Source organism: Weissella soli (genome assembly GCF_001761545.1).
GTDB lineage: Bacteria > Bacillota > Bacilli > Lactobacillales > Lactobacillaceae > Weissella > Weissella soli.
The window spans coordinates 994,836-1,019,540 of the sequence record NZ_CP017326.1 but is presented as its reverse complement, the minus strand read 5'-3'; the positions used below and the strand labels follow the sequence as shown (position 1 = coordinate 1,019,540).

The 24,705-nt window shown below is 36.8% G+C and carries 27 protein-coding genes; 19 read left to right on the top strand and 8 right to left on the bottom strand.

Annotation, left to right across the window (positions count from 1 at the left end):
- Positions 1-87 precede the first annotated feature (87 nt).
- The 13 genes from WSWS_RS08130 to WSWS_RS04825 all read left to right on the top strand — a co-directional run bounded on the left by WSWS_RS08130 (position 88) and on the right by WSWS_RS04825 (position 14,424).
- Positions 88-1,242 carry a LysM peptidoglycan-binding domain-containing protein gene (locus WSWS_RS08130; protein WP_114981133.1) on the top strand — a complete coding sequence of 385 codons (1,155 nt, stop codon included), beginning with the start codon at positions 88-90 and terminating at the stop codon, positions 1,240-1,242.
- A 103-nt stretch (positions 1,243-1,345) separates the two neighbouring features.
- Entirely contained in the window at positions 1,346-1,567 is a 222-nt protein-coding gene (locus WSWS_RS04880) for a DUF5655 domain-containing protein (RefSeq protein ID WP_070230231.1), read from the top strand.
- Positions 1,568-1,876: 309 nt separating this feature from the next.
- Complete coding sequence (locus WSWS_RS04875) at positions 1,877-2,785, top strand: ABC transporter ATP-binding protein (RefSeq protein ID WP_070230230.1); 909 nt, start codon at positions 1,877-1,879, stop codon at positions 2,783-2,785.
- The gene (locus tag WSWS_RS04870) at positions 2,775-4,379 is read left to right on the top strand and encodes an ABC transporter permease (RefSeq protein ID WP_070230229.1); all 1,605 of its coding nucleotides are present in this window, start codon (positions 2,775-2,777) and stop codon (positions 4,377-4,379) included. Before WSWS_RS04875 ends, WSWS_RS04870 begins: the two co-directional genes overlap by 11 nt.
- A 402-nt stretch (positions 4,380-4,781) precedes the next feature.
- Positions 4,782-5,897 (top strand): ferric reductase-like transmembrane domain-containing protein, encoded by a 1,116-nt coding sequence (locus WSWS_RS04865; protein ID WP_164699446.1) that lies wholly within the window; start codon positions 4,782-4,784, stop codon positions 5,895-5,897.
- Positions 5,898-5,948: 51 nt separating this feature from the next.
- Positions 5,949-6,638, top strand: a complete 690-nt coding sequence (locus tag WSWS_RS04860; RefSeq protein ID WP_070230227.1) for a response regulator transcription factor — start codon at positions 5,949-5,951, stop codon at positions 6,636-6,638.
- Entirely contained in the window at positions 6,616-8,001 is a 1,386-nt protein-coding gene (locus WSWS_RS04855; RefSeq protein WP_070230226.1) for a sensor histidine kinase, read from the top strand. The genes WSWS_RS04860 and WSWS_RS04855 overlap by 23 nt, the downstream gene beginning before the upstream one ends.
- Positions 8,002-8,589: 588 nt before the next feature.
- Positions 8,590-9,660, top strand: a complete 1,071-nt coding sequence (locus WSWS_RS04850; protein WP_070230225.1) for a sensor domain-containing diguanylate cyclase — start codon at positions 8,590-8,592, stop codon at positions 9,658-9,660.
- 233 nt (positions 9,661-9,893) lie between these two features.
- The gene (locus tag WSWS_RS04845; RefSeq protein WP_070230224.1) at positions 9,894-10,643 is read left to right on the top strand and encodes an EAL domain-containing protein; all 750 of its coding nucleotides are present in this window, start codon (positions 9,894-9,896) and stop codon (positions 10,641-10,643) included.
- Between the two features lie 67 nt (positions 10,644-10,710).
- A complete protein-coding gene (locus WSWS_RS04840) occupies positions 10,711-11,232 on the top strand; it encodes a hypothetical protein (RefSeq protein ID WP_070230223.1) in 522 nt (173 codons plus the stop codon).
- The gene (locus WSWS_RS04835) at positions 11,225-12,559 is read left to right on the top strand and encodes a glycosyltransferase family 2 protein (protein WP_070230222.1); all 1,335 of its coding nucleotides are present in this window, start codon (positions 11,225-11,227) and stop codon (positions 12,557-12,559) included. The genes WSWS_RS04840 and WSWS_RS04835 overlap by 8 nt, the downstream gene beginning before the upstream one ends.
- 2 nt (positions 12,560-12,561) lie before the next feature.
- Positions 12,562-13,374: an EAL domain-containing protein gene (locus WSWS_RS04830; RefSeq protein WP_070230221.1), complete on the top strand. Its 813-nt coding sequence runs from the start codon at positions 12,562-12,564 to the stop codon at positions 13,372-13,374.
- Between the two features lie 234 nt (positions 13,375-13,608).
- Complete coding sequence (locus WSWS_RS04825; protein WP_210726292.1) at positions 13,609-14,424, top strand: VOC family protein; 816 nt, start codon at positions 13,609-13,611, stop codon at positions 14,422-14,424.
- Here the strand turns inward: WSWS_RS04825 and WSWS_RS08320 are convergent.
- Both WSWS_RS08320 and WSWS_RS04815 read right to left on the bottom strand, forming a co-directional pair.
- A complete protein-coding gene (locus tag WSWS_RS08320) occupies positions 14,407-14,628 on the bottom strand; it encodes an IS3 family transposase (RefSeq protein WP_418382545.1) in 222 nt (73 codons plus the stop codon). The genes WSWS_RS04825 and WSWS_RS08320 overlap by 18 nt on opposite strands.
- A 59-nt stretch (positions 14,629-14,687) precedes the next feature.
- Positions 14,688-15,260 carry a hypothetical protein gene (locus tag WSWS_RS04815; RefSeq protein WP_070230218.1) on the bottom strand — a complete coding sequence of 191 codons (573 nt, stop codon included), beginning with the start codon at positions 15,258-15,260 and terminating at the stop codon, positions 14,688-14,690.
- Positions 15,261-15,772: 512 nt separating this feature from the next.
- On the opposite strand from WSWS_RS04815, the gene WSWS_RS04810 reads away from it, so the two are divergent.
- From WSWS_RS04810 to WSWS_RS08125, 5 genes are all read left to right on the top strand, one after another.
- Positions 15,773-16,858, top strand: a complete 1,086-nt coding sequence (locus WSWS_RS04810; RefSeq protein WP_070230217.1) for a sensor domain-containing diguanylate cyclase — start codon at positions 15,773-15,775, stop codon at positions 16,856-16,858.
- Positions 16,859-17,044: 186 nt separating this feature from the next.
- On the top strand, positions 17,045-17,773 hold the full coding sequence (locus WSWS_RS04805) for an EAL domain-containing protein (protein WP_070230216.1): 729 nt from the start codon (positions 17,045-17,047) through the stop codon (positions 17,771-17,773).
- Between the two features lie 71 nt (positions 17,774-17,844).
- Entirely contained in the window at positions 17,845-18,123 is a 279-nt protein-coding gene (locus WSWS_RS04800) for a hypothetical protein (protein ID WP_070230215.1), read from the top strand.
- 93 nt (positions 18,124-18,216) lie between these two features.
- A complete protein-coding gene (locus WSWS_RS04795) occupies positions 18,217-18,552 on the top strand; it encodes a hypothetical protein (protein ID WP_070230214.1) in 336 nt (111 codons plus the stop codon).
- A gap of 7 nt (positions 18,553-18,559) precedes the next feature.
- The gene (locus WSWS_RS08125; protein ID WP_164699444.1) at positions 18,560-18,733 is read left to right on the top strand and encodes an IS3 family transposase; all 174 of its coding nucleotides are present in this window, start codon (positions 18,560-18,562) and stop codon (positions 18,731-18,733) included.
- 60 nt (positions 18,734-18,793) lie between these two features.
- Here WSWS_RS08125 and WSWS_RS04790 read toward each other — a convergent pair whose 3' ends face one another.
- Together WSWS_RS04790 and WSWS_RS04785 are read right to left on the bottom strand one after the other, a co-directional pair.
- Entirely contained in the window at positions 18,794-19,240 is a 447-nt protein-coding gene (locus tag WSWS_RS04790; RefSeq protein ID WP_070230213.1) for a DUF2798 domain-containing protein, read from the bottom strand.
- A gap of 313 nt (positions 19,241-19,553) precedes the next feature.
- Entirely contained in the window at positions 19,554-20,702 is a 1,149-nt protein-coding gene (locus WSWS_RS04785) for a site-specific integrase (RefSeq protein WP_070230212.1), read from the bottom strand.
- A gap of 368 nt (positions 20,703-21,070) precedes the next feature.
- Between WSWS_RS04785 and WSWS_RS04780 the strand changes: the two genes are divergently transcribed.
- A complete protein-coding gene (locus tag WSWS_RS04780; RefSeq protein WP_070230211.1) occupies positions 21,071-21,841 on the top strand; it encodes a hypothetical protein in 771 nt (256 codons plus the stop codon).
- On the opposite strand, the gene WSWS_RS04775 is transcribed toward WSWS_RS04780, so the two are convergent.
- The 4 genes from WSWS_RS04775 to WSWS_RS04760 form a co-directional block, all read right to left on the bottom strand.
- Positions 21,838-22,536 (bottom strand): hypothetical protein, encoded by a 699-nt coding sequence (locus tag WSWS_RS04775; RefSeq protein ID WP_070230210.1) that lies wholly within the window; start codon positions 22,534-22,536, stop codon positions 21,838-21,840. The genes WSWS_RS04780 and WSWS_RS04775 overlap by 4 nt on opposite strands.
- Positions 22,537-22,660: 124 nt before the next feature.
- Entirely contained in the window at positions 22,661-23,737 is a 1,077-nt protein-coding gene (locus WSWS_RS04770; protein WP_070230209.1) for a type I restriction endonuclease, read from the bottom strand.
- A gap of 89 nt (positions 23,738-23,826) precedes the next feature.
- Complete coding sequence (locus tag WSWS_RS04765) at positions 23,827-24,237, bottom strand: ImmA/IrrE family metallo-endopeptidase (protein WP_070230208.1); 411 nt, start codon at positions 24,235-24,237, stop codon at positions 23,827-23,829.
- Complete coding sequence (locus WSWS_RS04760) at positions 24,238-24,582, bottom strand: helix-turn-helix domain-containing protein (RefSeq protein ID WP_070230207.1); 345 nt, start codon at positions 24,580-24,582, stop codon at positions 24,238-24,240. It abuts the gene before it with no gap.
- Positions 24,583-24,705: the final 123 nt, after the last annotated feature.

The window sequence follows — 24,705 nt, the reverse complement described above, 5'->3', positions numbered from 1 at the left end:
TATTTGGTAGGGTTGGCATGTTAAGTTAACATCAACGTCACTGTAACGTTTACTACGAAAACTAATTTCCATTTATAGGAGTAATGTATGAAAAAAGTGAAAGCTGTTCTTTCGGGAACTGTTGCCGCGGCAGCAGCAACCCTTGTATCGACAACTGCTAGTGCTGACACCTACGACTATACGGTCGTTCAAGGTGATACGTTGTGGCATTTAGCAGCCGTAACGAATGATACGGTTGAAAATATTGCGGCCCGCAATGCCATTGACAACCCCAATTTGATTTATATTGATCAGGTGGTTACTTTGGACAGTGCGGCTACGACAAGTGTTGCAACAAGTGTTGCGACCTCATCTGCAGCAGCTACTGTGGCCTCTGACACAGTTGATTCAGCTGCTTTAGCTTCATCAGCCGCCGCCTCATTAGCTGCTGCATCAAGTGCGGCAACTACTGAATCAGCGGCCTTGGCTTCGTCAGCAGCGGCTTCGTTAGCTGCTGCATCAAGTGCGGCAACTGAATCAGCGGCCTTAGCTTCATCAGTAGCGGCCTCATCTGCAGCTGAATCAGCGGCCCTGGCTTCATCAGAAGCAGCCTCATTAGCTGCCGCATCAAGTGCGGTGGCTGAATCGGTCACTGAATCAGCAGCTTTGGCCTCATCAGAAGCAGCCTCAGCCGCCGCCGAATCAGCGGCCTTGGCTTCATCAGAAGCGGCCTCGTTAGCCACTGCATCAAGTGCGGCAACTGAATCAGCGGCCTTAGCATCATCAGAAGCCGCCGCATCATCAGCTGCTGCGTCGAGCGCTGTGGCTTCGGCTGCTGCCGCGTCATCAGCTGCTACTTCCATCGCTAACAGTGTGGCTGCTTCAAAGGCTGCGTCATCAGCAGCATCTGTAGCCGCCGCTTCAAGCGCAGCAGCCAGTGTCGCTGCTGTCGAAGCTGCCCAAAGTGCTTCTACTGAAGAAGTTGCTTCGACCTCATCAGTTTCTGGCTCAGGTTCAGTTTATGATCAATTCATTGCCGCTGGTGGTACTGACTTGTTGTGGAAGTATATCGTCTTGCCGGAATCAGGTGGTAATCCTAATGCGGTTTCACCGAATGGTTATCACGGGCTTGGCCAAACGATGGAATCATGGGGATATGGTAGTGTAGCGACACAAACGGCTGGTTTGGTTAACTATGCGGTTTCTCGTTATGGTTCTATTGACGCAGCGGTGACCTTCCGACAAGCTAATGGTTGGTGGTAGTCAGTTGTTAGTCTAAAATGTCATTTATCATATGTTTTGACAGACATTTAAGGCTTTTTGGTCCCTTTATTAAATCAACAACTGCCTAAACGGGGAATGTATCATGGACCTAGAAGACTATTTAACTGATTTACCAGCTGAACACGTTGCAATGTTTCGATTTGTGCAAAGTCGAATTCATGAACTTTGGCCAAAGGTGGATGAACGGATTGCTTGGTCGATGCCAGGCTTTTTTCCGAATACCAGCGTAAATAGTAATCACCCATTAATTTTTGTTCGTCTGAATAAGCATTGGCTGGGAATTTATGCAACCCCCAGAATTTAATCAGGTATCTGCAGACTATTTGAATAGACACAAATTATCGTTTAGTAAAGAAAGTATTCAAGTGCCATACAACTACGACAGGCCCTTGTTAACCGAATTGCTAGCGATGATTATTGAGTATAATGGTCAAGAATATCGCAGAATATAAATGAAGCAATAAAAAATTATCCAATCAGTTCAATGATTGGATAATTTTTTATTGCTTCATTAATACAGGAGAAGGTAGGCTGTTTTATCTTGCAAGTCACGATACTTTGATAGACAATGAACGCATGATTAGATACTGGTTCATGATAAAAGAGGAGCATTATGACAGAAAAAATTTTGCAGGTTGAGCAAATCAACAAATATTTCGGTAAATTTCATGCTTTGAAGGATGTTTCATTCGATATTCACGCAGGTGAAGTATTTGGCTTTCTAGGGCCAAATGGGGCTGGCAAGTCGACCATGATTCGTACCATGTTGGGAATGCTTACAGCAGACAGTGGCAAGGTTGAATTAAGTGGTATCAATATGTTGGCACAACCGGTCATAACACATCGTCGCATTGCGTACGTCCCAGGGGATGTATACTTGTGGCCAAGTCTCACGGGTGGTGAAATCATTGATCTGTTATTGCGTATGGGTGGTCATGAACACACAGCGAAGACGGATGAATTAATTGCTAAATTTGAATTAGATCCAACTAAAAAGGCACGCACATACTCAAAAGGTAATCGGCAAAAAGTAGCATTGATTGCTGCATTTTCAGCAGATGTCGATTTATACATTTTTGATGAGCCGACAAGTGGGTTGGACCCTTTACAGGAGTTAAATTTTCAAGAAGAAGTAATGTCATTAAAAGTGGCGGGAAAAGCAGTTTTACTCAGTTCACATATCTTAGCCGAGGTTGAGAAAGTGATGGATCGCTTGGCTATTATTCGTCAAGGGAAAATCATCGAAATGGGTAATTTAAAAGATTTACAGTCAATCGCCAGTTTAAAGGTAGAAGCGCGTGTGCAAAAGGATGCACAAGCTTTAGCGACGTTGTCGGGTGTACTGAATTTTGAGCAAAAGAATGATACGATACGATTTTCAGTGCAACATCAGGATTTATCAGCGGTGACGGCTGAGTTAGCAAAATATGGGTTAATAGATTTAAAAGTAGCAATGCCAACTTTAGAAGAACTGTTCATGGCTTACTATCGAGATGAAAGTGAGGAGGAACATGCAAAATAATTTTTCGCAGACAAGGGCATTAGTTAATTTTTATTTGCGTAAAGACTGGCTTCTATTGATGATCTGGTGGCTCGTGATTGGTGGTTTGAATATCATCATCGGTCTGATCTATAACGGAATGTATGGATCAGCTAATAATATTAAAACCATTGTGCAGACTCTCAAAACACCAGCTATGGCTTCAATGTTTGGGGTTTTGCCAGAAACCCAAACGTATACCACTTTTGATACAGGAGTTGGTGAAATGTTGGTGTTTTCAGTGATTATGCTATTCATAATGAATATTCAACTAATCATTAAAAATACGCGTGGTGAAGAGGATAAAGGAACCGTTGAATTGATACGTGGCCTAGCAGTCGGCCGGGTAGCCCAAATTAGTGCTGTTCTAATTGAAGCTGTTTTAGTAAATGGGCTCATTGCGCTTGCTGGTCTTACCTATTTGAATCTCCATGGTGCCACAATTAATGCCGTAGCTTTATTTGTGGGCCTACTATTTGCCGGCGGTTTATTATCCGTTGCGCTGAGTTTGTTCGTCGCCCAAATTGCTGGAAGTGCCCGCCTCGCTACGGGGATCACATACTTTATCTTTGCATCCATGTATTTAGTACGTATGATAACGGATGTCATCAACCCTGACTACACTTGGTGGTCACCATTTGGGTGGATCGAAAAGGGTGCGATAGGGCATGGAAATGACTGGTTACCTTTTGGTATACTCCTCACGACCGGTCTCATCATCATAGCTGGCAGTGTTCAACTAGCAATTAACCGCGATTTAGGGACTGGCTTGATAAATATTGATCATGGCCGGCGTACTGCTCCGGTAACTCTTCGTGGTTGGCTAAGTTTGCAATGGTACTTGGAACGTACAGCTGTGATTACTTGGATGTTTGGCCTATTTATACTGGGGGCGTCGTATGGTTCTATTTTTAACGAAGTGAAGCAATTAGTTACGCAAAATGATACCTTGAGACAATTGTTAGGTTCAGATATTATCCATACATTAGGACAAAAGTTAGTTTTGACTTTCCTACAAACTGTTTCGATCATGCCATTTTCAATTTCAATTGTGGCGGGTCTGTCACTGATATTCCGTGCTCAAACGGATATTGCAAGGGGCGTTATTGATTTAGTCATTGCAACGCCATTAAGTCGTACCAGAATGTTTATCGGGTATATTGGCGGTGGTATTAGTCTGGCGACGTTGGGATGGGTGACAGCAGTGTACAGTTTGTACCTGGCCCAAGCTGCTGTCACGCAAACGCCCATTGCCATCGCAAAATTCAATGAGTTAGCTGTAAATCAATGGCCGGGTATCTTGTTATTTATAGGGCTAGCAACGTTCTTACTTGGATGGTCACCACGTTGGCGTTATGTCACGTATGTGATTTTGGGTATTAATTTTTATATGATGTATTTAGGTAAACTGTTAAAGGTTCCCACGAATGTCATTGAGATGATGCCATCAGCTTGGATTGCAAAGGTGCCAGTGCAGACCATTGCATGGCAGCCGTGGTGGTTAACATTACTGGTTGCGATAATTCTCATTTTAGCGGGATTTATGGGTTATCGTCGCCGTGATTTTGTTATTTAGATTAGCTTTTGTATGGGGATGTCACCAGCCGGTGACATCCCCTTTTTAGTTACTAATTATATTAGTAGCTAAAGTAAAAGAAATTCTGAAAAATTTTCAGAAAAAATTCAGCGAAACTCAAACGCAATGAGGTGATGGAAGCTTTATAGTTATATTAAAGGATTGACAAAAAAATTAATTTTAAATGGTTGTCTGAATTCAAATTTAGCAAAAAGGGTGGAGCACTCATTAATGAAATTATCTAGGTTGTTAAGAATAAGAATTACTTTATGGGGATTATTTTTGGTGATCATACCATTACCATTCATTGTTTTAGTTCTGTTGGAGCTCCCAAGCCAATTTAAGCATAGTTTGCTAGGAATTGAGTTAGGATTAATTGCATATGTTTGGATGTTGTTAAGTATGTACCTTAGTACTCGTCCACACTGGCTAGACCGGTTAATTGGGCTACCCGAAGTCTATATGATGCATGGAATGATTGCCTTAATGGCTGTTTTTTCAGCATGGCTCCATAAGATGTTGGTTCATTCAGGTGGCTTAATCTCATTAACTGGTGATATTGGTTTATACATTTTTTCGGGTATTTTAGCATATTCAATTGTTATGATGGCTGGCTGGATCACCCGTAGAATTCCGATCCTGAACAAAATAAAAACAGAAATTGGCCATGTTATTACACACGAATTGAGTGTGTGGCTACATCGGTTAAATGTAGTGGGGGTCATTGCAATTTTCTTGCACGTCCAATTGATTGGCTATATTAGTCGCTTGCACGGTTTTATGATGTTATTTAACATGATTTCAATTTTGGTAATTGGTTATTATTTGTACTACAAATTAATTCAGCCACATTTTGAAAAAAGAGCCTATTTAATTGAAAAAAGAACCATCGCTGATAATATTAAGGAACTAGTGATACGTGTTCCTGATAATTACCGTTGGCGGCCAGGAGATTGGGTATTCATTCGGTTCCCTAAATACCGGGGGCTGCGTGAAGCGCACCCCTTTTCAATTGTGAACACGATAAATGAGCAACATATTTTGAAGCTCGCCATTCGTGGTGATGGCGACTTCACTAAGCTTTTACAGAACCTAAACCCTGTGCAACGGGCAGTTGAAGTTAAGTTATCCAAACCATTTGGACAATATCACCAATTTTTACGGGGGCATCATGCGCAGGCACCCTTGATTATTATTGCTGGTGGTATTGGTATTACACCTTTTATGTCAGTATTAGAAGCCGCTATTCAGCAAAAGCGTCAAGTAACATTTCTTTATTCAAGTAAGCGACAACAGGATGCCATTTATGTCGATGAACTAAGGGCAGTAAAGTCGGACCACGTTCACTTTATTTTTCAAATTGGTCGTTTTAAGTCAGATCAAGTGGCCAGTGTCATGCAGGGTGATGCCCTTTATCTATTAGCAGGACCGCATGCGATGACCAATCATTGGCAAAATTTTCTCCAAGATCATGGTATTAGCAAGGCCAATGTTTATTACGAATCGTTTGATTGGTGATCATAAAATAAGTAAATAAATTATGCTAAAATACTTAAGATGAGGAAGATTATGACAAAAATTTTGGTTATTGAAGATGAAGCTGCTTTACAGAGCTTTTTATCGCGGGAATTAATGTTTGAAGGTTATGAAGTTATTCAAGCGATGACAGGGCTTGAAGGTTGGCATCTTTGGCAGAAAGACGCACAGATTTCAGTCATCTTATTAGATTGGATGCTACCAGAATTAGATGGGTTAAGTCTGTTAAAGCGGATTCGTACTACATCCAACATACCAGTAATTTTTATGACGGCACGTGATTATGTTAGTGATAAGGTCATCGGTTTGGATCAGGGTGCTGACGACTATATCACCAAGCCATTTGAAATTGAAGAACTATTTGCAAGGATCAGACTGGTACTTCGCAAACAAAAAAACGCATTGGATCGTATTACAGTTGGTAATGTGTTTGTCAACCGAGCCACTCACGAAGTTGTTTATCATGACCAGCGTATCAGTTTAACAGCGCGGGAAGTCCACCTGTTATTTTATTTGATGCAGAATTTTCAACAAGTGGTTACGCGTGATGAAATTTTAACCAATGTATGGCAAGACAATTATGATAACCAACCTAATATTATTGATGTCTATATTCGATTCTTGAGGAATAAGCTCGCAGAATTACCATTAAACATCGAAACCGTTCGTGGCGTTGGTTATCGTATGGCAGGAGTTGATGATGAAAGAAACTCAAAAAGTTAAATGGTGGGATAGTGTCTTAAAAAAAATCAAAATCCATCCATGGCAACCAAACAGTCAAGCAACGCTGTTGACAGTTGCTTTATTGCGATTTTTTGGCATCACGATATTCCTGTTTGTTGTGATCATGCAAGTGACAGTCACCACTGAACTTGTGCGTGGTCGTATCAACGATGCTGAAGAAGTGATGAAGGTTTTGGTTCAATCGACCAATAATGGTGTGCCTAATTTTAAAAAGTGGGAGCAAATTTCTGAAGTCGATAAGAATGTGCGGGTACGTGTCACGCATCATCGTCGGTATTATTTCGCTAATGATACAGAACAATTTTTAACACACAAAATATTTAAAGTACCGTTTACCCATTTTAGACAGGTTGATGATCATGGTATTTATTACCAGGCCACTACTGTCGATAAAGAGGGAACACGTTACGAAATTTGGTTGGATTTTGGACAAATATGGCATGCTATACTTACGCTGCTAATTGTATCAACTAGTTTACTGATTATTATGCTAATCTTTGGTGTCATTGAATTACGCCGATTGATTCAGCGTTTGAATGAACCGTTGCTCGATATTTCAGAACAAATCACTAAAAACCCACAAAAACTGCGGATACCAGAAAGGGCCTCTAATGAAGTACAAGCTTTAACGGCTGTGATTAATCAAGCCCTGCGGCAAAGTCAGGAACAGTTGGCCCGGGAAAAACAGTTTATCGCCGATGCATCACACGAATTACGGACACCAATCACTGCAATCAAAGGGAATGTTGATTTAATCAAAAAACATGGTGAACAAAATCCGGAAATCATCCCAGAAGCCATGTACTACATTACACAGCAAACTGAGCGCATGAAAAGCATGATTGAAGAATTACTTGAATTATCGCGGCTCGAAAATCAAACAGTAACAATGGAAAATGTTGATTTAGCCAAATTGCTTCAACAGGGTGTGATTGAACGACAAAAAACGAGTCAACATCTGCTGCAAATTGATACGCCGGATGCATTGAATGTTAAAACCAATAAATTGGCATGGCAACATATTATTGATGAACTGATCCTAAATGCGGAAAAATATTCACCAACTGAAAGTAAAATAAATATTCGCTTATCTAGCGATAAGGACGATATCATGCTACGGGTAGCTGATCAAGGTGTTGGCATCAAGGAAAATGAACGTGAAAAAATTTTTCAACGACTTTATCGCATTGATGAATCAAGATCACAGCTTGTGCCTGGAACTGGATTAGGTTTGTCAATTGTTGAATCTTATGTGAAACGATTAAAAGGCACGATTACAGTAACTGATAATCAACCACAGGGGACAGTATTTATGGTACGAGTACCGCAATTCAAAGAATAATATAACTAACGGTTACTAACGGAGAGGCAGTTTGTTAGTAACCGTTAATTTGTTTATAAATTGGTACTGTTTCAGGCGATCAGATAATCATTCATATGGTCAAACTAGCTATTTAAAGATTGGTCATTTTTGATTTAATGTACATTGTTTTGAGGCTTGCTTTAGCTTTATCCTGTATGTGAGGAAACCAAGTTTACCTAATGAATAAATAGACAAGACCAAGATTTATTGATCATGGCAGGCGTGATTGACTATTTATACCCCATGTTGTTTACAGAGTTAAATCAAACTTTGCAGCGCGAGGGGCAGCCGATTTAGAAAAACCTCAAGAGTGACCAGAGAACACTATTAGAATAATTGGCCATGATTTTCTGACGAAAATTTAGGTGAGCAAGAGGTAAAAAGGCTATAGCATCCACGCTCATGGATGCTATAGCCTTTTTGTTTGCATTGCTAATTAAAACAGGTATTGTAGGGGGAACTGAATAAATTCACATTTTATGAAATATATCATATTTTGTAAAGTAGGTTACAATCAAGAGAATAATAAATGATTTTTCTAAAATTAAACAATGGTTGGTGAATCCGATGTTAAAAACAAATATTACAACAAAAAAATATCGTAAAAAATTACTCACTCATTTTTATGGTCAATGTCTCTCCTTAATAATTATTATTGGTGTGCTGCTATTTTTGGAAATATCTAATGGTGGCGGGACCAAAATAATTTATTTGTTACTATTAGGTACGCTATTATTTTTATTTTTGGGCATTAAAAGAATTTTGTTGCTGTTTGATAATTACGAAAATGAAAGTAGGTTATATCAAGATAGCTTTGAGGTACTAGAGAATGTTGGCCTTTATATTGTCGATCTGGAATTTAATTATCTATATATGAATAAATCAAATGAAAAATTCATGGATCAGTATTATAAATTAAATCCTAAAGTAGGCGAAAATGTGTCTAAATATTTAGCAGATCCGCATATTGAATTGTTTAAAGAGAATGTGCAAGCAGCCATTTCATTAGGTTTTCATACCTCAAAAGACATCTTAAATTTTGAAGGTAGAGATATATATTTGGATACATCTTATTCACCTGTAAGAAATAGTAAGGGTGAAATTTATGCCATCTGTTGTATCACGACAAATATAACTGATGCAGTGCAAGAAAAAGAAAAATTTACAGAATTGATTTATCAAGATCCTTTAACGAATCTATTTAATCGACGCAAAATCGTTGATTATTATCAAAATATTCAAAAAGAGGATCGGAAGGTGTGGTTTTTTGTCTTTGATCTGGATAATTTCAAAAATGCAAACGATGCTTATGGACACATTGCTGGAGATCAGGTGCTGGTAAATTTTAGTGATATATTGGCAACGGAATTTCCACAATCAGCAATCGTTGCTCGCACAGGCGGGGATGAGTTCTGTGCGATTGTACCGGGGGACATCTCATATCAAAAAACAATTGACTTTGAAGAATCAATCAAGAAAAGAATGAATAAGATTGAAAATTATGGTGTGTCAGTATCAATTGGGAAAACATTTGCTGGCAATACTAAAGAACATGACTTAACTTACTATTTGGACTTAGCTGATAAGAAAATGTACAAGCATAAAAATTCTAAAAAAGGATTTCTTAGCTTGGTATAGTTAGTAATAGCTATCATTAATGATCGCACTGGTTCATAATATAAGTAAAGGCAGTATATACCTAAATCCGTTGGATACACTATTTCTCGATAAGGGTAAACCATTTTTAATCTAAGTGAATCGAGTATTGAATTTTAAAAGCTGGGATTCAACCCATCCATTCACTTTCGCCGAATTAAAGTATATGACAGTTAAAAATGTTGTTTCAACCTTAAAAAGAAAGCGTATCGAAAATGATGAAATCAGAACATTTTTATTTGGTTTTCCAACCGATAGTCAAAATCAGTAATAAAAACACATTGATTTTTGAAGAATTTGAAGTGTTGTTACGGTCGATCAAGACTCAAAAATTTCCTGCGAATATGTTTTATGAACTACTTGCAAATGAACAAAAGTATAACCAATATATTGACTGGTTTACAGTAGAGTTAGAGAAGAAAATGCAAGCGTGTCCAGACATAAAATTCTCGATCAATATAGATGTTGACCAATTTCAGTTCAAGTCGACTTTCCATTTTTTGAAGTACTTCTCTCGATACCATGAAAAATTAATTATTGAGATTACCGAACATACTCCTAAGAATAACCCTAAATTATTAATTGAGTTAGATGATATTTTGAAAAAAATCAAAAATCATCACTTTAATATTGCAATTGATGATTATAATGAGGGTATTAATACTTTATTTCTTTATAAAAAACATAGAAAATATTATGACAGAATCAAAATCACGCTCTTTGGATATAAATCAATATTGATCATAATAGGCTTAGTGATTTATGTGAATATTGTCAAGTTTTTATTTTCAAAAAAGATTGAAATTGTGGTTGAAAAAATAGATACATTAAGAAAATCAAAAATCATGAAAAAATTATCTGTCTCCCAGCAGCAGGGCTATTATTTTAGGACGGATAGCACTTTAATTAGAAGTTTCACGGATTACGAGTATTATAATAATCTAGGTGATCAGATAGTAAAATAAACATTGAACCGTGAGTTATTAAAATGTGTAAATTCAGAAAAGTATTAGTGCAAAAGAGTTGAGATTTATGAAAAAAAGAAATCAAAAAAATCCAGATATTAATTATAGTTATACAGACTTGTTCTTCGAAAAAGGACACTATCTTTTGAAAGTTAAGCAAATTATTTATGCGCTCATTGGTTGGGTGCTTTTCATTATCCCATCCGCCATCACAATAGGTACCTATCTGTACTTAACTTCTGATGGGCGTATTGGTTGGAAAATATGGATGTATCCAGAAGGCATTAAGTTGATAAACCTATTAATAATTATCTTCGTCTTTGCAGCTTTTATGACGCTTACATACACCGTTACAATGACCATTGTTCAAAATAACCGCAGAGAGTCTTTTGTGGAAAAATGGCCAACGTTTGCTGCGATTGACAGTATTGAACGACAAAAACGAGCAAGTCATTTTATGTCGGAAAGATTCGGCGATGAAGCGTTTCGTTTCAATGTTCGATATTATGATGTAACACCTGATAAAAATTTGGCTAATAAGGAGTTATCACAAATTATAAATGGAAGGGAGCGTACGACTGATGAATGATCTATTTTTCAGTAACGGGGCTTTCTTAAGCAATTTTTCACACAATGTAATCACGGTTGCTTTTTTGATTTTGTGTCTTTATCCGGTTATTGGTGCATTATTTTGGTTCTTTGGTTCGCTAAGTTACAAATTGCTAAAGAAAAACAAAAAAGAGAAGCATTTTCGGATGCTGACGCCGGAAGAACAACCTCTAATTACGATCATGATTCCGGCCCATAATGAAGAAGCAATGATCGCAGAAACTATTGAATATCTAGCCACGCAGTTAAATTATGATAACTACGAAATTTTAGTGATTAATGATGGTAGCAAAGATAATACGCTACAAATATTAAAGACATTACAATTAAAATATCAAAAACTCAGGGTGCTAAATATACAAAAGAATCAGGGAAAAGCACATGGATTCAATTTAGGAATTTTCTTCGCAAAAGGTGAATATATTCTCAGTAATGATGCGGATACGATTCCAGAAAAAGATGCCTTAATGAAGTATATGAATTATTTCATTGATGAGACCGATGTGAACACTGCTGCAGTGACGGCTAATATGGATGTTCAAAATCGAACCACAATTTTAGGGAAATCACAAACAGTAGAATTTTCGAGCATTGTTGGCGTGATCAAGCGCAGCCAAACGGCGGTGAACGATTCAATGTACGCTTATAGTGGCGCCAACACGATGTATAAAAAGGAATTCTTAATCAACGTGGCCGGTTTTCGTCAAGATCGTAGCACAGAAGATATTAGTATTGCCTGGGATCATTTGATGTTTGGCATTGTACCGCGTTTTGCACCGGACATTATTTTCCACATGAATGTGCCAGAAACGCTGCCGCAACTCTATAAGCAGCGACAGCGGTGGGCACAAGGCGGGACAGAAGTTTGGTTAACAAACTTTAGAATGTTCATTCGTCATCCGATTAAATACCGCTACGTTTTTTCGATGTTTGTTGACACCACCTTTTCAATTGTTTGGTCGTTTTTCTTTTTCATTTCTTCATTTATCTTTATTGCTTTGATGCTCTATTTTTTGGCAACTGGCAACATGGAAAGAGTTTGGCATGGATTTGTCATGTCATTTATCTTTGTTACCTTTGAATTAATTGCCGGCACGTTACAATTGTTGGCCGCCCTCATCTTGGATAGCCGTGGTGCAAAAATGCGTTACTTCATTTTCGCGCCTCTCTACATGCTTTTTTTCTGGATGGTCAATCCATTAACAATTATCACAACGTTCATCCCGGCATTGAAGGCCTTTTTGGGTAAAAATACAAGCTCTGGTGCATGGGTTAGCCCTATTAGAAAAAGTTTGAAAAAGGAGTAAATATGTTGATTGAAGTACTGATTATCATAGCTCTCATATTTTTCATCGCGTGTGCCATTGCAATCATGGTCAGTTACATTTGGGCGCGGCGACAGAATGGTATCTTCCCCAAAACAATGGATGGTATCGATCAATACCGCTTCGATTTTCAGAAAATTGTCGATAAAGATGGTCATGTTTCGGGTTATGAAGCGTTATTACGCAAGTATGATGCAGCTGACGCTAAGTGGTCGTTGCCTGAAGATATCGCCAAATTCACGTTGCGCGAGATTATCTACTTGCTCAATAAGAGCTCGATAGAGAACAAATATCCAGATGCTTTTTTAGCCATTAACATCAGCTTAACCCAGTTGGTCGATCCGCGCTATGTCTATTTTATTGACTGGCTCACCGGTGAGATTTACCCCATGAATGTGCATATTGAATTTCAAATTGACCCAACCAAAACCATTGGTCCCGTCATGCATAGTAGATTGACACGAAATTTACGATTAAGCAAAAAGATGGGCGTCAAGGTCATTTTAGAGCAGGTTAGCCCAGATATGAAGTACTATAAAAAAGTAAAAAAATATCTGAAGATGTTATCCGGTGTGAAAATCCCGCTGTCGAAATTTCAAAAGAGTGGCGATAGTGACTGGTTCTACCACAACATTGGTGACTGGGTTAGATTAAGCAAAGACAGCAATGTCACCGTTGATCTGACTGAAATCGAAGCCATTGAAGGTGTGGAATTAGCTGATCTGTTCTACGTTGGCAATCGCCAAGGCTACTTTATTGGCAAACCAGAATATTTAGAAAACACCTTAAAACATTAGTCGGTAAAAAATACCAACAGCCACCATCGTGGTTCCTGGTATTTTTTCTTTTTGGTAGTGGACTAGGGATGAAAATCAGGATGAAGGCCATGCCTTTTTCAATTGCAAAAGCAGCCGGATGTTATAGAATTAAACAAGTGTCTGTCATTTGCCTTTTAGTGCTGGGTATCAAATACCGCCACTTTAAGATAAACCGCAGAGAAAAATTGGACGCATGTACTTGAAGGAGACATCATGAACGTTACATATAAGATTGAGCATCTGACATTGCAAGGAAAAAACGAATATGCCATGCGTATATTTTACCGTGATATTCTAGGCTTGCTTGAACAGCAGGTCGCTGAACACGAATTTTCATATGCCTTCACGGCAAGTGACCAGCCGTTTTTGAACATTCTTTTTGGTGGTGTGGCACCTGCAGCACAACGCGGTGGGCTGTATCATTTTGCCGTGTTATTACCCGACACGGCTAGTTTAGCGGCATTGGTCGAGCGCTTGATTCGGATTCAGTATCCGTTGGGTGCGGGTGATCATGATGTGAGTGAAGCGTTCTATCTAAATGATCCAGATGGTAACGGCATTGAGCTATATCATGATCGGCCAAAGGAAAGTTGGTACTGGGACAATGGGTTAGTGACCATGGGCACTAACGATGTGGATGTACGGGCATTGCTAGCCCAGAAAAAAGATGTATGGACTGGTTTCCCAGCTGGGACCACCATTGGCCACGTTCATTTTGTTGGCGGTGATCTGGCAGCGGGTGATCATTTCTTTTTGGAGTTGCTAGGCATGGACATGACGGCCGCTATCGCCGACAGTGCCCATTTCTATTCACACAATCAGTACCATCACCACCACGCATATAACACGTGGTTAGGTAGCGCGGTGGAAATGCGACAAGGTGATGAGACGGGCTTAGTTGACTGGCAAGTGGCGGTTGATGAAAATTATTTTGCGATGTTACGGGATCAAGCTATCAGCCAGGTTGTTGATGAGACAACGCTGCGGATCACAGATCCATTTAATAACACTTTAATCGTAAAAAAATAAATTAATACGGCAGGAACTTGCATAAAATGGTATCGGCTGTGACAATCGGGATTCTACCGGTGAGTGGCCGTTTAATTTTGTTTGAATGCGTGCGTTATTGTCATACCGTATCCAATTATTAATCACATCAATCAATTCTTTTGCGGGTGAATACTTGTTCAGTGCACCAATTTCAACTTTTAGTTTATTAAAGAAACTTTCCATAACCGCATTATCTAGAGCGGTCGCACGACGCGACATGCTGTAGATAATGCGGTTTTGTTTTAACATCTTGCGCCATGATTTGTGACGATAGTGCCACCCTTGATCAGTGTGAATGGTTGTGCGATAGTTGGACCAGTCAACAAATTAGATATTCCTTTGATTGTAATTGGTTGAGGACTATTTAAATACTCAAATGGAACAGTTACATAAATAAATTGCGTCTCAGGTGCTACTCCCGAAACATCAATATAACGATTATTCATATCAGAATAATTTGAAATAACACCTGCGGATTTAGCAGTATTAGCATAACTAATAGATGCTTTTTCTAATTGTTGAAATGCATCGCGAAAATCAATATAAGTTTGATTATTGATATCTTGATAGACATCCTCAGGTTTTAAATTATCCATAGCGATACCATTGATAAAGACTTTGTTATTCTCAATTGATACATTAACATCTTTATCCAATACTACATGGTTACATATTTTGTTTCTAAAAGCGTTACTTTGAAGATCCTTTGCTAGTTGTTGAATATAATAAATATCACCACTAGTTAGATTATATGAATCACCGCGTGTGCCAAAATCATTAGGGTTCTTTAAAATTTTAACGGCTAAAATTACCATTAGTATCTGCTGATAATCTAGCTTGATTAGCAAAAATATGGAATAAGAAAGCTAATTTTAACACATTATTGGCAGTTAAATAGTCAATATTAATTCCTAGTTTTTTTAATAAGTTATCATCACTAATAGGTGTAGCTGGTTGGATGCCATTAGATGTCAAATTAAGCTAAATTTAAAAGTTACTAATTTGAGATATAAGATAGAAAGGTGTCATATGAGTAACGAATGTTCGCAAGCGTTTATTGAGGCGGTACTGGCAATTATTATGATAATTTGAGTTTTAGAACTCGAGGGGGGTGGTTTAGTGCAGGGCAATTAGATGATGAATAAGTTATAATATTATTAGATAGTTAGAAGGAGAATTTATTCTAATAGTTGAAAAACATTAAAGTTCCATACACATTTAAATTAGTAATATTATGAAACATCTCATATCTTTCGATTCATTTTTGATTTGCAGGATATTAAATGTTTGTTTAGAGAAATCAAATCACTTTTGGTGGGAACGAACTATGTTTAAAACAAATTTAACTACAAAAAAATATCGTAATAAATTACTGATGCATATCTATGGTCAGAGCATTGGTTTGACAATGCTCGTTGGTGTGTTACTTTATACGGAGTTTTTCGATGGTATTGGAACAAATATAATATATCTACTATTAGTGGGTATATTAATATTCCTGTTTTTGGGTATTAAAAGATTTTTTTCACTTTTTAATAAATACGAAAATCAAAGCGCGTTATATCAAGATAGTTTTGAAATTTTAGTAAATGGTAGCTTTTATATCGTTGATCTAGAATTTAATTACTTATATATGAATGAATCAAACATTGAATTCATGGATAAGTATTATAAATTACATCCTAAATTAGGAGAAAATGTATCCAAATATCTCACACCACTTCATATGAAAGCATTCAAAGATAATGTGAATGCCGCAATATCATTGGGTTTTCAAACTTCCGAGGATATTCTGAAAAATGATGGACAAGATCTATATTTGTATACTACCTATTCTCCAGTGAAAAATAATCATGGCGAAATATACGCGATTTGTTGTGTAACAACAGATATTTCAGATTCAGTTCAAGAAAAAGAAAGATTTACTGAATTGATCTATCAAGATCCTTTAACAAATATATTTAATCGTCGTAAAGTTTCTGATTACTACAAAATGGTTCAAAATGAAAATAAAAAAATTTGGGTTTTGATTTTTGATTTAGATAATTTTAAAAATTCAAATGACACTTATGGACATGTTACAGGTGACCGAGTGTTAGTAGATTTCAGTAATTTGCTAAAATCAACATTTCCTTCGTCGGCAGTTATTGCTCGTTGGGGTGGGGATGAGTTTTTAGTGTTAGTTTCAAACATAACGTTTGCAACTCTCCGGATGATTCAAGCAACGATTCAAAGTAATATAAGTAATCTTGATGAATTAGGAATCTCAGTGTCTATGGGGGAAGCATTCGCTGAAGATACTATGAATCATGATTTGAACTATTATATAGATGCTGCCGATTTAAAAATGTATGAACAAAAGAAATTCCAAAAAGAAAATTACAGAAGAATTGCCGAGGTTAGACAACAATGACTTCCTTTAAGGACAGTATAGTATTTGATTTCATTGGATACGCTGCTTCTCGATAAGGATAAACTATTTTAATCTAAATAGAACAAACATTAAATTTTTAAGCTAAGTTAAATGCATTTGTCTACTTCTGAAAAATGATGCCCTTAAAAAGTGTTTAGTCTCTATAGAGAGAGAGCGTATCAAAAAATGGATGAATCAGAACATTTTTATCTAGTTTTTCAACCTATAGTAAGAATTTGTGGTCAAAACGCGGTTGGTTTTGAGGAATTTGAAGTTTTACTGCGATCAATGAAAACGCAAAAATTTCCTGCAGATATCTTTCATGAAATACTTGAAAATGAAAATAAATATAACAAATACATGAATTGGTTTAAGTTAGAGCTGGAACAGCAGATAAAAGAGCATCCAAATATCAAATTTTCCATCAATATAGATATTGATCAATTCCGATTTGGCTCAACTTTCCAATTTTTAGAGTACTTTTCTCAATACCATCATCAATTGATAATTGAGATTACTGAACACACACCGAAGAATGATCCAGAGCTCTTGTTGGCATTAGAAAGTATCTTAAAAAAAATCAAAGCTTGTAATTACAAGATTGCGATTGATGATTATACTGCAGGGATCAATACTTTCGCATCATACAAAAGCAATCGGCAATATTATGATCGTGTTAAAATAATGTTTTTAGGATATAAATCTGTACTCTATATTTTAGGATTTGTTATCTACGCAAATATTATGCGATTTTTCTTTTCCAAAAGGATTGAGATAGTTGTTGAAAGAATAGACTCGTTACGAAAATCAAGAATTACTAAGAGTTTGTCCGTTTGTCTTCAGCAAGGGTATTACTTCGGGACAGAAAAAAATATCATTAGAGGTAAGACCGATCATGACTGTTATGAAGGATAAGCGCACCAAGTAGAAAAATGGTTTTTAAGAGTAGTACATTAAATCACCCCAATTACTAACGAGGTGAAAAGATGGACTTTAAAATTAAAGCAAGGTATGACAACGAGGATGTTCTGTTTTGGTGGGATACTAATCTGAAAAGTGATGATGACGACGCTTTAAACTACTTTAAGCAGGCCGGTAAATATCATGTTTCGGACATCGAAACGGATGCTGGTGATGTTCGCAATGCTGATATTAACGATCCATTTGAAGTTTACTATGGGATACTGCCTGAGTTTCCTAATGCTAAGGTTGTAATCGAACCCGATGACGAGTTCTTTGGGTATATGGATGACGTAATTTATTAGTGAATCAAAAAATATATATCATTAAAAATAAAAAGGTTGAGGAATGAATGAGGCGTACCCCCGAAAGTTGAAGTAACTTTCGGGGGTTTCTTTATGACAAAAATTTCAAAACAAACAAAACTTGAGGCGATTCCGGCGTATCACGCAGGCTTCAACTCAAAGGCCCAAGTAGCCAAACACTACGATATTGCTCAAGAGTTATTTAGTATGCTTATAGCAGCTTACGCTGCCCATGGACCTGATGTGTTATTTAATCTCCCAGCAATAACGTGGAAATTTCGTATTGCGGTAGCTGCTTCATGGGCGATTAGGGAGAACGCTTCATTCACGGCTGTTGCGGCCAAGTTTGGCTACGTTGGCATGGCGCAAGACGTTAAAGCAAAACCGCCTTATCCAAGGCATGTCGCGTCGTGCGACCGCTCTAGATAATGCGGTTATGGAAAGTTTCTTTAATAAACTAAAAGTTGAAATTGGTGCACTGAACAAGTATTCACCCGCAAAAGAATTGATTAATGCGATTAATGATTGGATACGGTATGACAACAACGCACGCATTCAAACAAAATTAAACGGCCACTCACCGGTAGAATACCGACAAATGGCCGCTTAATCAGCTAAATTATTTTACTTTAACTTTTTGGGTACACCGCAATTAATCAGTTGATCTTCTTTAATTTTGGACAAGCGCGAGCACTTTGCGAGATAATGGTCCAACAAGTAACAGTTGCAACGGAATGGCCACAATAACATTCATCAACCAAGCTGATGGATAAGCAGAGAGAGCCTGCTTACTGATCAATATTCCAAATAATGACATACAGGTTACCATGCCTAGAATCATCAACAAAGATATAGTGATGCCAATTTGGAGGCTACTTTTAAGCATATATTTGGGAATGATAAATTTGAACGCTAACTGTTTGGCAATGGGGCCAATGACGATGAGGTCACAGATCAGAGCGACGAGGAATCCAAGGGGGAACCCGAGGATAATTTCGTTAGCTAGTGTATCTGAAAAGCCATTTTGTAAGAAGACATTGTAAGATGTCATCCCCAAAACCATGAGGCCAGCCATTAAAAACGTGAAGATCAACTCTTCTTTAAAATTATGGGGCATTGTCTTTCTCCTTTTCGCATTTTTAAAATATAGCATAAAGAGATTTTTTTCATAAGTAACATTATGATGACAGTATTAACGGATACCTCACGACTAAAAATGGTACATCCAGACGCTAATTGATGTATAAAAAAACATCCGCTGAACTAAATAAATCCTTAGTTCAGCGGATGTTTTGATACAGTGATTTAAGGAGCCAACGGGTCTCGTTCCCAATGCCTTTGAAACGCTGATATATCAACGGTTGTGACTTTTATAAGTGCCCGTGGGTGCATTTTTGGGTGCATTTTTTGGGTGTATTTGCGTGCAACTTCTAATTCAGTTTATTATCAATTTTGTTAGCAAAATTAGCACCGATATCATCCGATGATCTACGTGTTATATGGGTATAGATATCCATTGTTATTGCACTATCGCTGTGTCCTAACTGATATTGAACCTGTTTAGGTGTAAACCCATTCTCGATAGCTAACGTGGCGAATGTATGACGCAAAGTATGCAACCCGGTTACGTGGGGAACATTGGCTAGTTGTTCAGCGGCATGAAACCATTTTTCAGGTCGTGTCAGATTAACTGGTTTATCCGAACTCTTTTGAGAAAACATGAAACGATGTTCTGGATTAGCCCTAGTCTGCCAGTCTACGAGCACTTTATATGTCATATTGTCAAATCTTAATATACGGTTACCAGAGACAGTTTTAGGTACGCCTACATAATTTCCTTCAGAGGAGAGCTTAACTGCTTTATTCACGGATATTGTCATTTGATCCCAATCAATATCATCCCATGTTAAGGCCAATGCCTCACCACGTCTCATACCAGTGAAGGCAACGATCCATAAATAAGTGAATCCCATTTCGTTTTGAGCTCTGTAAGGCCCCATTAACGTATTAATAAATTTTATAAAATCTTCGGAATCCCATGCTTTGGATTTCGGAGTTCTAATATTTATTGATCGATGGGGTATTTTAATTTTGTGAAATGGGTTAATTGGTATGATGTCCATGGAAACAGCTAAATCGAGTAGTGATCGCAAGTAATTAGCAAATTTGTTATACTGAACGTACTGAGACATCTCAGCATTAATCCATTGTTGAATGATGGGCACAGACAGTTTGGTCACTAAGTAGCTGCCTAATGAGTTCAAAATATGATTTTTGAAGAGCATCTTAGTTGTTCTAGCGGTAGATGCTTCTACTGTATGTTCATAACTGGACCACCAGATCTCGAATAGTTTATCTAAGGTCATATTGTTTGAATCTAGATATCTTTTAGATTTTTCAACCTTTGGAAGTTCAATCGATAATGTTTCAGCTGCTATTTTAGCAGCTTTTTTTGTAGTGAAGCCACGTCGTGTTGTAGCTTTTAATCTCCCCGTGGAATCGTCACGATAACGAATTTTTACAACCCATAACTTAGTACCGTCTTTTTTTGTATATTGTTCATAATTAATTGTTGCCATTCAAAATACCTCAACTTGGGTGTGGCCCTGAATAATTGAGGAGTTATTGATCACATTAGGCAGTTTATAGACTTGCTCAGGTCTGTTATAATCGAATACAGAAATAGGGCAGTGATGCTTTGTTTTTTTGTTACACGCACACCTCAAGTTTGGCGATGGAGGGTGTGCTTTTTTATTTATCATGATTTTCCTTTTGTAATGCCTTATCAGGAGATTCACGGAGTGGTATAGCAGTTTAACGACTTGTCGAGTCATGATACAATAATTTAATAGTATATTGCTAAATATAATTTTAGTTTTTGTATTTTGATTCAGTTTCAGGACAAACAGTAAGTTTTTTAAATTCAATTTGTAGAGGAGTAGCATTGATGGAAAAATTTGATTTTAAAAAAATTTTAATTATATTTTTAATTGCCATAACTCTGATAGTCACCACTTACAATGTAATTCATGCAATTGTGAATCAGATGGCTCCTAATTATTTAGAATTATTTAGCTTAGCTCCCGTACTAATCGCGTTGTATAATGAAAGCGATTTCATTTATCGTTGGGTTAATAAACTAAAAGCGTACATAAAAAATTCTACAGTTGTATTTGAACCTTCAGTGCGCTTAGAACTTGCCGATGAGATACAATTATTGGATGTTGAAGAGGTTTTGATATCATTTATGGATAAAGAAAATCTTTCAAAAAAAAGAGATATTGAAAAAAGAGAATCAAGTCTTTCAATAAAAACAGCTACTTCAAACAAATTGCGTTTCACTATAAATGCCAATTTAGTCAACAAACCAACAAATCAACAACTAGTATTAAAGTTCGAATATCAAATTGCTGCTAGATCTGTAAAATCTGTATGGTCAGATTTCAAAAAATATAAGGATTTTATAACGAGCAAATTTACATTCAATGATTGTTCATATACACTCGGAATTGATTTAAATAGTAGTAATTTAAACCCATTTTACAAAATTACAATTAAGACTATACAACCTATTAAAATTAAAAGTGTTCAAATTGATATTAAAAATGATGAAATGACACTAAAGATACAAAAAAATAAAATATATGCAACATCATCTGATTTAGAAACACTTGAAGATATAGTTAAAAATTACATTCCATTGACTAATGTATACTAATCCAAAAAATGAATTGTACTAAGCACATCTAAAGAGAAGTGTAACATTGGATTTTCCAAAGGTTTTCCTTCTTTTGTTGTTGGTATTTTAGAGTAGGCTACAATGCTTCCTGATTGCGTAAACATTATCGTATATAGTGAACCAAGTACTTCTATTGAACCAATTAGTTTTGTAGAATGATCTTGTTCTAGAGCATAGCTAGCTTCTTGGTTAGTATCAACTTCACTTCCATAAAAGCTCTTACTGCTTACTCCTTCGTCATCCGAATCAAATCCTACTCCTTTTGTCTCAATTAGTTGATTTGCAATACTTTCTAAATTAAAATGCGGAGTCTTGTACTCGATATTAACTGAAGGTGTAGCATTTAGACAGTTAAGAAAGCTTTTTGTTATAGGTGTGGTTGCATCTGAGAATATGATTCCTTTATGGGAGTTATAATATAGTTTAAATTCAATTTTTTTCTTGTATGAATTCAGTTCTATGTAGTCATCTATTTCTGGGATAAATACGGAAATGTTATCAGCATAGTCTTTACTAAATGAACAGTTATAGATAGTATAACTTTCGCTATTAATAATAAATGTAGTTTCACTTCGTCTTATTGATCCTAGTGGGACACCTGCTCTTTCTACAACTGTCTCTCCTTCTGGAATTTTCAACTGGGATATTTGTCTAATAGATATTGAGGTTGGCATTGTTTAATCCTTTCCACACATTTTTAAATTAGCTTTTAACGTCGTTCCTTGCTGGACGTATGTATGCCACCTCACAAGTGGCTTTTTATTTATATAAATGATGTTTGGAGGATCTGTATTTCATTTATACAAAGTTTTGAGCTATGTCGCTAATTTTAGAAGCATATTCATAGATATCTATCGGTTGTTTGAATTCTATTTTTGTGTTGTCTTGGTCATTTAATACGATCCATGAACGTGAGGAATTAAAGTAGGCACGTAGTACCCAGCGACGATTATTATCATCTATCAAAATATTAAAGTATGTAGTATTGTCCCGATAAAAAATACGGTCAGAAGGGAGTATCTTATTCAAAATTAGTTTCGTAATTGTATAAACTTCAAGTTCATCCGCGGTAGTTACAATTTCGTTTTCTGTTTTCTCTGGTACTGCCTCGTCAGAAGATACCACCACTTCCTCGGACGTCGTAACACTGGTAGAATTCAATGCACTAGATAGTCGATCATTTACACGCTCGCTAATTAAGGATTGTACAGCTCTAGAAACCATAGGTTTAAACTCTTCAATAATATTTTGTCGCTTAACACCATCGTATCCGATCTCATCAAGAACTAATCTAACGAAATCATCATTTGGTGAATCTATTGCTTGAGTAAAAAATGCCTTAATTTGACTTACATATTTCAGATCAGAAGCTGTACTGGTTATATTTTCTGAATCAAAGTTGTCTTTTACAAATTTAAAAAGTTCACTGATTTGTGAATCTTTGATATCTGTTAGATCAACCGTCAAAAACGGCTTGCCATCCATTATATTTTCTTTTTCGAGATCCGTGTAAAAACGATACTCTTTACCATTAGTGATGATTGCAAACTTTGCGTCAACAACATTAAAATAACGATTAATTTGTGTAGTATGCTTATCAAGGGGGGCACTTAGTTCTTTCGCCTCAACTAGGATCACAACTTGATCATCTAATTTAATCGCAAAATCCACGCGTTCACCTTTTTTAATTCCGGACACATCAGCTGTAAATTCCGGAATGAATTCCATTGGATTAAAAACATCATATCCAAGAGCCGAGAAGAAGGGTAGTATCAATGAATTTTTTGTTTGTTCTTCGTTTGAAATTGTATTTTTAAACTGTTCAATCCGTTTTGAAAATTGCTTTATTTTAGTTGAAAATTCTTGCTTATCCATATTTACTTCTCCTTGAAATAGTGTGCCCTAGCTTTTAACGTGGTTCCTGACTGCACGTACCTCATAGGCTACCTCAATAGGTGGCTTTTTTATTTATATAAAATTTGTTTCACAGTGGATTCAAACTGTGATTGTAATCCTAGTGTATTCATGAAGTCTAACCAATTACGTTGTTCGGTAGGTACGTCTTTGTAAACCATATTCACAATTAACTCAATTGCATGATCATTAGCGGAGTTTTCCTCTTCCTTCAAAAAGAAGGGTGAAAACCGATAGTAGGGAAGAGCTTCCTTATCCGCGTACATAACATGAGCGATTTCATGAGCCAAACGAAAGTTATAGGCGTAGCTAGTATCAAAGTTAGGATTCATCATAATCTTTCTTATGAAAGGAAAAGCAACGTCTGGTGATGCATCATCGTCTGTTTCAATATTAATAATTTCAATATCTTGTCGTCTTGCTAATGCAAGGAGTTCATCTCGTAAATCTTCTTCATTCATCTAATCACCAAACATCAATTTAGCCATCTCATAAAACTTCAACTTTTGTTCATCAGTAAGTTCTTTACCACCAAATGAAACAGCAGGACCGAGCTTGCTAAGTGTTTCTTCCAGATCAATAGGCATATCATCTTGCTTGTTGCTGTGCATGTCATCAGTATTGCCTAGCAGGTAATCTACAGATACGTCTAAGACCGCAGCTACGGCTTTTAATTTATCTGTCGCAGGTGTTTGGATTTTCCACTTATAAATAGCATTTTCAGACAATCCAGCTTCAATGGCGGTAGTTTTTAGGTTGATTCCACGCTTTTTTGAAATTTCTTTTATACGTTCGAATACAGTCATATCAAGACCTTTCAGTGATATGACGAATTAAAAGTATCCAAGTAGATATCTTTATGTTTACAAAAGTATCCTAATGGATTACAATTAATTCATCAAGTGATAGAGCAAATTAAAACACCTAAT